Genomic DNA, 8,843 nt, shown 5'->3' with positions numbered 1-8,843 from the left:
TCGTGGGGATGCCGCCCATGAAGTAGTGGCAGGTGGGGAACACCGGCACCGGCTCCGTGTAGGGCTCGACGCCCAGGTACGTGCGGGCGAACTCGGTGATGTCCGGGAGCTTCTCGTCGATGTGCGAGGGCTCCAGGTGCGTCAGGTCGAGCAGCACGTAGTCCTTGTTGGGGCCGGCGCCGCGGCCCTGACGGACCTCCTCGGCCATGGACCGGGCCACGATGTCGCGCGGGGCGAGGTCCTTGATGGTGGGGGCGTAGCGCTCCATGAAGCGCTCGCCGTCCGCGTTGCGGAGGATGCCGCCCTCGCCGCGTGCGGCCTCGGAGAGCAGGATGCCCAGGCCGGCCAGGCCGGTCGGGTGGAACTGCACGAACTCCATGTCCTCGAGCGGCAGGCCCGCGCGGTAGGCGATGGCCATGCCGTCGCCGGTGAGGGTGTGGGCGTTCGAGGTGGTCTTGTACACCTTGCCGGCGCCGCCGGTGGCGAAGATGACCGACTTGGCCTGGAAGACGTGGATCTCGCCGGTGGCCAGCTCGTAGGAGACGACGCCGGCGGTGCGCTTCTGCTTGTAGGCGGTGCCGTCCTCGCGCACGGCGTCCTCCTCCACCAGCAGCAGGTCGAGCACGTAGAACTCGTTGAAGAACTCCACGTTGTGCTTGACGCAGTTCTGGTACAGCGTCTGGAGGATCATGTGGCCGGTGCGGTCCGCGGCGTAGCAGGCGCGGCGCACGGGCGCCTTGCCGTGGTCACGGGTGTGGCCGCCGAAGCGGCGCTGGTCGATCTTGCCCTCGGGGGTGCGGTTGAAGGGCAGGCCCATCTTCTCGAGGTCCAGCACCGCGTCGATGGCCTCCTTGGCCATGACCTCCGCGGCGTCCTGGTCCACCAGGTAGTCGCCGCCCTTGACGGTGTCGAACGTGTGCCACTCCCAGTTGTCCTCCTCGACGTTGGCGAGGGCCGCGCACATGCCGCCCTGGGCCGCGCCGGTGTGGGAACGCGTGGGGTAGATCTTGGTGAGGACGGCGGTGTGCGCGCGCTGACCGGCCTCGATGGCCGCGCGCATGCCCGCGCCGCCGGCGCCGACGATCAGCACCCGGGCGCGGCTAAGCGCCTGCTGGCCCGCTCCGCCCACCTCGGCCAGGACCAGATGGCGGGCGTAGCGTTCGACGTCGTCTTCGGAAAAGCTCACGCCCCTATCTAGGGCCTCATCCCGTCGGGGAACAGCGCTTAGGGGGTGACGGCGATTGACCGGCTGGCCTGGACCAGCAGCGCCTCGGCCCGGTCCGCCGCGTCAGGCGCCTCCAGATGGTCGTCCAGAAAAACGCTGGCCGCCGGCGGCGCGTCCAACCTCACCATCGCGCAGTCGGGAAATCCGCGGCTTTCCACCGGCCGATCCGCCAGGATTCTCAGATCCAGATGTCGGCGATCCTGCCGCAGACGCCCTATCAGTCGGTCCAGGTCGCCGCGCGCGCCCTCGATGGCCTGAATGAAAAATCCCTGGTGGCGCATCAATGCGCCGGTCAGGTGGTCGCGGCGATTGTTCCGGTCCGACACCCCGATGATGTCGATCAACGGCATCAGGCCGTCACTGACGGCCTCGGCGGCGCGGCTGACATAGACGACACGAAACAATTTCACGGGATACTCACGAACTCGAACGCCGAATCCCGACGCCCTTCGTGAGCCTAGGGGCCGAGCCGCGTGTTCTCAAGCCGCCTGCAGACTGCACGCGCTCATCAGGCGCTCAAGCTCAATGGCGCTCATCTCCCGCAGTCGACGGCCGCCGGAATGGTTGGCGACGCAGCGGTGGTCCGTCTGGCATAGCCGCATGGGCTCGCGATAGCGGCGCTGCATCACGGGGCGGTCCTCGACCACGACAAGATCGCAGTGGCGGGGATCGGCGCCGACCCGTCGCATCAGCCGATCCAGATCCGTACGCGCGCCTTCCACGATCTGCACGATCTCGTCGCCGTGGAACATCATGGCGCCGCTGACTTCGTCGCGCCGATTGTTGCGCTCCGCGGCGCCCAGGATATGCGCCAGGGACTGGACGCTCTGGCCGGTCTCGCCGACGGCTTTGCTCACATATACGATACGATACAGCAATTTAATGCTTTCCGATAACGGTATCATTGGTTCGATATGACCGTTATATGAAATATGTTGGTCGAAATTAGGCCTTCATGAAGCGGCGGCGCTTTGTCCGCTGACCTTGATGATCGCGCCGCCCGCCGCCATCTGCGAGGCATGACGCGCTCTTCCAATTCTTCCGCCTTCCCCGACTGGCACGGCACCACCATCCTGGCGGTGCGCAAGAACGGCCGCACCGTCATCGCCGGCGACGGCCAGGTCTCGATGGGTCCCACCATCGTCAAGGGCGCGGCGCGCAAGGTCCGCACCCTGGCGGGCGGCAAGGTGCTGGCCGGCTTCGCCGGGGCCACGGCCGACGCCTTCACCCTGATTGAGCGACTGGAGGCCAAGCTGGAGCAATATCCCGACCAGCTGGCGCGGGCCTGCGTCGACCTGGCCAAGGATTGGCGCACCGACCGCTATCTTCGCCGGCTGGAGGCGATGCTGCTGGTCGCGGACGCCTCGTCCATCTTCACCGTCACAGGCGTCGGCGACGTGCTGGAGCCGGAACATGGCGTCGCCGCCGTCGGTTCGGGCGGCAATTTCGCCTTGTCCGCCGCCCGCGCCCTGATCGAGGAGACCGATCTGGACGCCGAACAGGTGGCCCGCAAGGCCATGAAAATCGCCGCAGAAATCTGCGTGTACACCAACGGCAACCTTACCGTGGAGACGCTGTAGCGTCTCGGGCGACTGTGCCGCGACCGATTATTTGTCGCAAAGATAAGTCTTGCGCGGCGCACGGATGAGGCGTTGCTATTCATCCAGATCCTCAAGGTGCGCGATGACCACGACCTCCCCGTTTGATCTCCAGGCTGTCCAAAGATTGCGCAAGGGCGCCGTGCTCGGCGCCTTGGCGGCGCTGGTCGCCCTGACGATGGTGTCGCAATCCGCAAGCGGCCTGGACAGCGGCGTTCACGAAGGCATAGAGGCCATCGGCCTGGCCGCCATCGTCTTCGCCATCGTCGGGCGGGCCTGGTGTTCGCTTTACATCGGCGGCCGAAAGAAGGCCGAGGTCGTCTCGCGCGGACCCTATTCGATCACGCGCAACCCGCTCTATGTCTTCAGCTTCTTCGGGGCGTTCGGCGTGGGCGCGCAAAGCGGCAGCCTGACGCTGGCGGTCCTGTTCACCGCCGCCTCCCTGCTGGTCTTCCACATGACGGTCCGCCGGGAGGAGGCCTGGCTCGAAGGCGCGTTCGGGCCGACCTACGCCGCCTATCGCGACCGGACCCCCCGCTTCCTGCCCGACTTCCGCCTGTGGCGCGACGAGGGCGAACTGACTGTCCGTCCCGCCTTCTTCCTGACCACCCTTCGCGACGGCCTCGTCTTCCTGCTCGCCATTCCCCTGTTCGAGAGCATCGACTTCGCCCAGGCTGAAGGCTGGCTGCACGTCCTCGCCCGGCTGCCCTGATCGCGGTCGCCCTTCGGCGAACCCCGTCGTCAGGAGCGGTGCTGGCGCAGGAAGGCGACGACATCGTGAAGCACCGGCGCCTTCTTGCGGAACAGGGGCGAGAAGGTCGCGATCAGGTCGGCGTGGTTCAGCCCGGGATAGATTCGGGCGGTCGAGCGTCCGCCGGCGGCTCTGATCCGGTCGTTCAGGATCAGCGTGTCCTCGTCGTGCACCACCGTGTCGTCGGCGCCGTGGCCCAGCCAGACCGGCGGGGCGTCGCCCCGAGCGAAGGTCACCGGCTGGGTCTGGGCGGGGTCCGGCGCGGCGCCGAACGCGTCAATGCTCGAGGCCACGTTCAGGGGCAGGAACTCATAGGGGCCGGCCAGACCAACGGCCGCGCGGATCACGTCGGGCCGCCCGGCCGCCATCATGTAGCGGGCATCCAGCGCGATCATCAGGGCCAGATAGGCGCCGGCGGAATGGCCCAGCACGGCCAGTCGTCCCGCGTCGCCGCCATAGGTCGGGGCAAGGTCGGCCGCGCGCGCCGTCGCCGCCGCGGCGTCCTCGATGAAGACGGGAAAGACCACCTCCGGGACCAGTCGATAATCGGGCAGAAAGACCACGAAGCCGCGTGACGCCAGGGCCTGCGCCGCCCAGCCGTAGAGGTCACGCGAACCCGAGTTCCAGCCGCCGCCGTAGAAGAAGACCAGCGTGGGAAACGCGCCCGGTCGCGACGGCGTATAGACATCCATCCGCTGGCGCGGGTGATCGCCATAGGCGATGCTCCGCCTGATTCGGCGCGCGCCGGCATCCCTGGGGCCGAACCGGTCGAGCAGCACCAGCGGGGAGCAGGCTGCGGCCAGGGACGCCAGAGCCGGCGCGATCAGTCCTCTTCGGGTCATGGCGCTTATACGTCGCAAAGCGCCGACCGGCTTGCGCCGGGCGGGCTCAGCGCGCCGAAGCGATCAGGCGGCCGCAATCGGCGTCCTCGGCCAGGCCCGGATCGACGAAAGCGAACAGGGCCGTCACCGGGGCCACCACGGCGCCCAACAGACCCGCCAGACCGCCCTGTCCGACCACCTCGCCCACATCGACGCCGATGCGGGGCGCCGTCAGGGGGCCGCCGACGGTGATGGGAGCCCAGACACGCAGCAGACGCGGCTTCTTGCTCTCGCCGTCGATGCGCAGGTTCAGCGTTTCAGCCCCCAGGTCGATGGACCCCTTGCCCTGGGCCAGGACCACGTCCGTGTCGACCACGAAGGTGCGCGCCGTCGCCGTTCCGCCCGCGACGGTGAAATCCGCCACGGCGCAGCGGATGTCGGCCTTGGACTGGTCGCCGCTGAGAAGCTTCAGCAGACCCGCGCTGGCGTTGATGCCCAGCAGTTCGGCGAAGGCGGCGCGCATTTCGCCCTGCGGCACCACCACGCTGATCGAACCTTTCGAGCCTGCGGCGAAGTCGTGGATCGACGCGCCGGGTCCCTCCAGTTTGGCGCGGCCGAGCGCGCGGCCGGTCAGGGGCGCCGGCCCATCCCCGGCCGGGATCAGCGATTCCAGCGGATAGCCCGACAGCCGGAAATCGACGGTGCTGTAGGGCGTGTCTCGGGTGGCGTCGATCCGCGCGGTCCCGTTCATCTCGCCCCTGTTGAAGGCGAAGCTGACGGGGTTCAGCGCCAGCACGCCGTCCTTGAGGTCGGCGCCCAGATCGACGGCGCGCACGTCCAAGTCGTTGGCCTTCACTGAAGCCGCGCGGTACTTCAGCGTTCCGTCCATGGTACGCAGCCGCTCGACCTGCAGCGTTGCATCGGGCAACAGCTTGCCGGGCGCGGCGACGGTGGTTTCGGTATCGGTGGCTGCGGCGTTGGTCTGGGGCCGGCCGCCCAGCACGGCCAGAAGATCGTCCAGATCCAGGCGGCGCGACACTAGGTCGGCGTCGACCCGAAGTCGCTCGGCGGCGTCCACCCGCACGTCGCCCGACAGGTCCGAGGCGCCGACCCGACCCTGGAAGTCTTTGAAGGTCCAGACCTCTTCGTCGCGGCTCAGCCCGCCCGCCAGCCGATAACGCGGCGTATTGGGCAGGGTCACGCCGGTGAGCAGATACAGATCCGCCAGGTTCTGGCCCTCCAGCGTCAGCGTGGCGTTGAAGCGGCCCAGGTCGAAGGGGCGGGTGATGGCGCCGTCGGCCGTCAGCCGCGACCCGGCCCCACTCAGCACCGCCTCGAAGTTATAGGGGCGGTTTCGGCGGATGTTGATGAACGGACCGCCCTCGATCTGCAGGGTCAGGGGCGAACCGTTCAGCGCGCCCTTGCCGTCGAGAACGAACCCTGCATCGCCGTCATTCGCCGTTTCGCGCGCGGTGACAGAGGCGTCCAGCGTCAGACCGCGCCGCTGTTCGTCGAAGCGCAGGCGGCCGTCGGTGATGACAAGCTGCTGTATGACCGGCAGCTTCATGCCCTCGCCGGTGTCGGGCTTGTCCGGCTCCAGTTCCCAGCTCTTGCGTCCGCCCTTGTCGGCGATCAGCACCACGTCGGGCCGGGTGATGCTGAGCAACGGCATCTCGATCTGGCCCGTGAACAGCTTGCGCAGGCGCACCGATGCTTCGATCCGTTGGACGTCGGCGGTGTCGGCCTGACGCGCCCAGTCCGGGCCGCCGAACTTCAAGTCGTTGACGACGACCGAAGGCGTCCAGCTAAAGAGACGGACGTCCAGGTCACCGCGCAAGGCGATCTCGCGATCATACTTGGCCGAAGCCCAGCGTCCGATGGGCCCGCGCAGCCAGTTCCAGTCGAACAGCATCAGAAAGACCACCACGGCCGCGATCAGCAGCAGGGTGATGGAGGCGGCCCATTTCTCGGCCGCGCCAGGACGCCGGGCGGCTGCATAGACCGGATCGTTGGCGCGGATCCAGTCGCGCCAACGCGCGGCGCGCGCGCCGGCGGGGATCAGCGCCTGGTCGCGAATTCTCGGCCAAATATCCTTAGCATTCCGCGTCTTGGTCAATCCGATCTCCCTCTCCCACCAAGGTAACGCGCCAAGCTCCAATAGGAGCCCGGCGGGCGGATGTCGCGTATCTGACGCGTGATTGTCGTGAAACCTTTACATTCCAGGATTTGAGCGCATAATTCGTCAGAGTCCTGATCGAAAACAGGCGTTGGAGGAGACCCATGACCCGTCTTGCTGTTTCGGCCGTCGGCTTGGCCGTGCTCGGCCTGAGCGCCAGCGTCGCGTTCGGGGCGCCGGGGGCCAAGCCCGCGTCGCCCGCTTCGGCGGGCGCCCGCCAATCCGTGATGATTTGCGAGACCGACGCCGCGACGCGCCGGGCCTATCAGCGTGAACACGGCGTCCAGCCGGTCTTCGTCACCGCGCGCGAGGCCATTCAGGCGCGCCGTGACGGGGAAACCTGGGATGCGCCGCGCTGCATGACCGAGCGGGAATACGCCCGCCTGGTCGCAACGACCCAGACCCGCGCCGGGCTCTGAGCTCGGAGTTTGCGACCATGAGAAAAGGGGCTCGGCATCGGCCGCGCCCCTTAAACGTCGTCTAGACCCTGCCGGCCTATTCGGCCGGAGCCAGGTGCTTGTTCAGCCAGCCGAACACCTCATCGTGCCATTGCAGGCTGTTGGCCGGCCGCAGCACCCAGTGGTTCTCGTTGGGGAAGACGATCAGCCGGCTCTCGATCCCGCGCCGCTGCAAGGCGGTGAAGGTCGACAGCCCCTGCGAGGTCGGAATGCGGAAGTCCAGGTCGCCCTGCACCACCAGCATCGGCGTGCGCCAGTCCTCCACATGGTTGGCCGGGTTGAACTTCTGATAGCCCTCGCGGTTTTCCCACGGCGTGCCGCCGTTCTCCCATTCGGTGAACCACAGCTCCTCGGTGGCGAAGCCCATGTTGTAGGTGTCGAACACCCCGTCGTGGTTCACCAGGCACTTGAAGGCGTCGTTCCACTTCCCGGCGATCCAGTTGATCATATAGCCCCCGTAGGAGGCGCCCAGGGCGCAGGCGTTGTCCCCGTCGAGGAAGTCGTAGGTACGCTGGGCGTAGGCCCAGCCCTTCTGCAGGTCTTCCAGCGGGCGGTCGCCCCAATGCTGGCTGATCGCGTCGGTGAAGCCCTGGCCGTAGCCGGTCGAGCCGTGGAAATCGATCATCACCACCGCATAGCCCGCGCCGGCGTAGGTCTCGGGGTTCCAGCGATAGGACCAGCTGTCGCCGAACGATCCCTGCGGCCCGCCGTGGATCAGGAAGGCGACCGGATACTTGCGGCCTTCCTCATAGCCGACCGGCTTGATGACATAGCCGTGGACCGTCTCGTTGTTCCAGCCGGGGAAACTGAACTGCTCGTACTCGCCGAAGGTCTTGGCGGCGAAGGCGGGGTTGGCGGCGGTCAGGCGGCGAGGCGTTTCGCGCCCCAGGTAGGTCTTGAAATACAGGTCGCCCGGTTCGCGCAGGCTGTCCTGGGCGAAGACGAAGCCGGACGGCGTCTGCTGGAAGGCCGAGACGTGGCCCGGTCCGGTGATCGGCGTCACCACGCCGTTGCGCGTGTCCACGGCGAACAGCCGGGTCGAGCCGACGTCGCCGGCGGTGGTGTAGAGGGTTTGGCCGTCGCGCGACCATTGCAGCGTATCGGCCGAACGGTCCCAGTTGGAGGCGATCTCGCGCGTCTGGCCGGTCTCGACGTCCTTCAGCACGATCTGATAGCGGTCGGCCTCGAAGCCCGGGCGGGCCATGGCGCGATAGGCCAGGGTGCGACCGTCGGGGGAAAACACCGGCCCGGCGTCCCAGGCCGGATTGTCCGGGGTCAGGTTGGTGAAGGTTCCGTCGCCGGTCAGGCCGTTGGTCCTCCACAGGTCGAAATTGGTGCTCCACGGCTCGGTCCGGCCGGCCAGCCGGGCCGAGAACACCACCGCGTCGCCGGCCGGGGTGAAGGTGAAGTCGCTCTCGTCGCCGAAGGGCTTGGACGGGGTGTCGCCGTCGAAGCCCTTGGTCACCCAGACGGGCTGGCCCGTCGTCTTGCCGTCGCGGCCGATCGACTGGACGAACAGGTGGTTCTGGGTGTGGTCGTTCCACGTGTCCCAGTGGCGCACGAACATGCGGTCATAGACCTGGCCGGTCGACTTGCGCTCGGCCTCGGTCTTGCCGCGCGCGACCCAAGCGTTCAGGTCCGCCGCGTCGGGATAGACGGCCAGGGACACGGCGACCGCATCGCCCGCGCCGTTGATGCGATAGGCGTTGACGTCGGTCGGCAAGGCCGTGACCTGCGTCGCCGTCGCGCCCCTGTCGGCCGAGACCCAGACCTGGCTCGAGCCCGAACGGCTGGACAGGAAATACAGCTTGCCG

At 67.8% G+C, this 8,843-nt stretch carries 9 protein-coding genes; 3 read left to right on the top strand and 6 right to left on the bottom strand.

The window, feature by feature from the left end; genetic code table 11:
- From B2U11_RS11675 to B2U11_RS11660, 3 genes are all read right to left on the bottom strand, one after another.
- Positions 1 to 1,060: FAD-binding protein (locus tag B2U11_RS11675; RefSeq protein ID WP_292071897.1), on the bottom strand; the 1,060-nt coding region annotated here is incomplete at its 3' end.
- A gap of 164 nt (positions 1,061 to 1,224) precedes the next feature.
- On the bottom strand, positions 1,225 to 1,635 hold the full coding sequence (locus B2U11_RS11665; protein WP_292071896.1) for a BLUF domain-containing protein: 411 nt from the start codon (positions 1,633 to 1,635) through the stop codon (positions 1,225 to 1,227).
- Between the two features lie 69 nt (positions 1,636 to 1,704).
- Positions 1,705 to 2,130: a BLUF domain-containing protein gene (locus tag B2U11_RS11660; RefSeq protein ID WP_292071895.1), complete on the bottom strand. Its 426-nt coding sequence runs from the start codon at positions 2,128 to 2,130 to the stop codon at positions 1,705 to 1,707.
- Positions 2,131 to 2,244: 114 nt separating this feature from the next.
- Here B2U11_RS11660 and hslV point away from each other — a divergent pair, with 114 nt between their 5' ends.
- Positions 2,245 to 2,805: an ATP-dependent protease subunit HslV gene (gene hslV / locus B2U11_RS11655; RefSeq protein WP_292071894.1), complete on the top strand. Its 561-nt coding sequence runs from the start codon at positions 2,245 to 2,247 to the stop codon at positions 2,803 to 2,805.
- A 103-nt stretch (positions 2,806 to 2,908) separates the two neighbouring features.
- Complete coding sequence (locus B2U11_RS11650) at positions 2,909 to 3,535, top strand: methyltransferase family protein (RefSeq protein ID WP_292071893.1); 627 nt, start codon at positions 2,909 to 2,911, stop codon at positions 3,533 to 3,535.
- A 29-nt stretch (positions 3,536 to 3,564) separates the two neighbouring features.
- Here the strand turns inward: B2U11_RS11650 and B2U11_RS11645 are convergent, their stop codons facing one another.
- Complete coding sequence (locus B2U11_RS11645; protein ID WP_292071892.1) at positions 3,565 to 4,416, bottom strand: alpha/beta hydrolase; 852 nt, start codon at positions 4,414 to 4,416, stop codon at positions 3,565 to 3,567.
- 46 nt (positions 4,417 to 4,462) lie between these two features.
- Positions 4,463 to 6,511 carry an AsmA family protein gene (locus tag B2U11_RS11640; protein WP_292071891.1) on the bottom strand — a complete coding sequence of 683 codons (2,049 nt, stop codon included), beginning with the start codon at positions 6,509 to 6,511 and terminating at the stop codon, positions 4,463 to 4,465.
- A 164-nt stretch (positions 6,512 to 6,675) separates the two neighbouring features.
- Here B2U11_RS11640 and B2U11_RS11635 point away from each other — a divergent pair, with 164 nt between their 5' ends.
- Positions 6,676 to 6,990 carry a hypothetical protein gene (locus B2U11_RS11635; RefSeq protein WP_292071890.1) on the top strand — a complete coding sequence of 105 codons (315 nt, stop codon included), beginning with the start codon at positions 6,676 to 6,678 and terminating at the stop codon, positions 6,988 to 6,990.
- Between the two features lie 76 nt (positions 6,991 to 7,066).
- Here the strand turns inward: B2U11_RS11635 and B2U11_RS11630 are convergent.
- On the bottom strand, positions 7,067 to 8,843 hold a 1,777-nt coding region (locus B2U11_RS11630; protein ID WP_292071889.1), incomplete at its 5' end, for an alpha/beta hydrolase family protein.

This window comes from Brevundimonas sp. UBA7534, assembly GCF_002479325.1.
In the GTDB taxonomy this organism is placed as follows: Bacteria; Pseudomonadota; Alphaproteobacteria; order Caulobacterales; family Caulobacteraceae; genus Brevundimonas.
The sequence above is the reverse complement of the archived record's forward strand: the minus strand, read 5'-3'. Positions and strand labels throughout refer to the sequence as shown.

Coding starts and splice junctions, on each gene's coding strand:
- B2U11_RS11645 (WP_292071892.1), bottom strand. CDS start 4,416: ATGACCCGAAGAGGACTGATCGCGCCGGCTCTGGCGTCCCTGGCCGCA.
- B2U11_RS11635 (WP_292071890.1), top strand. CDS start 6,676: ATGACCCGTCTTGCTGTTTCGGCCGTCGGCTTGGCCGTGCTCGGCCTG.
- hslV (WP_292071894.1), top strand. CDS start 2,245: ATGACGCGCTCTTCCAATTCTTCCGCCTTCCCCGACTGGCACGGCACC.
- B2U11_RS11650 (WP_292071893.1), top strand. CDS start 2,909: ATGACCACGACCTCCCCGTTTGATCTCCAGGCTGTCCAAAGATTGCGC.
- B2U11_RS11660 (WP_292071895.1), bottom strand. CDS start 2,130: ATGATACCGTTATCGGAAAGCATTAAATTGCTGTATCGTATCGTATAT.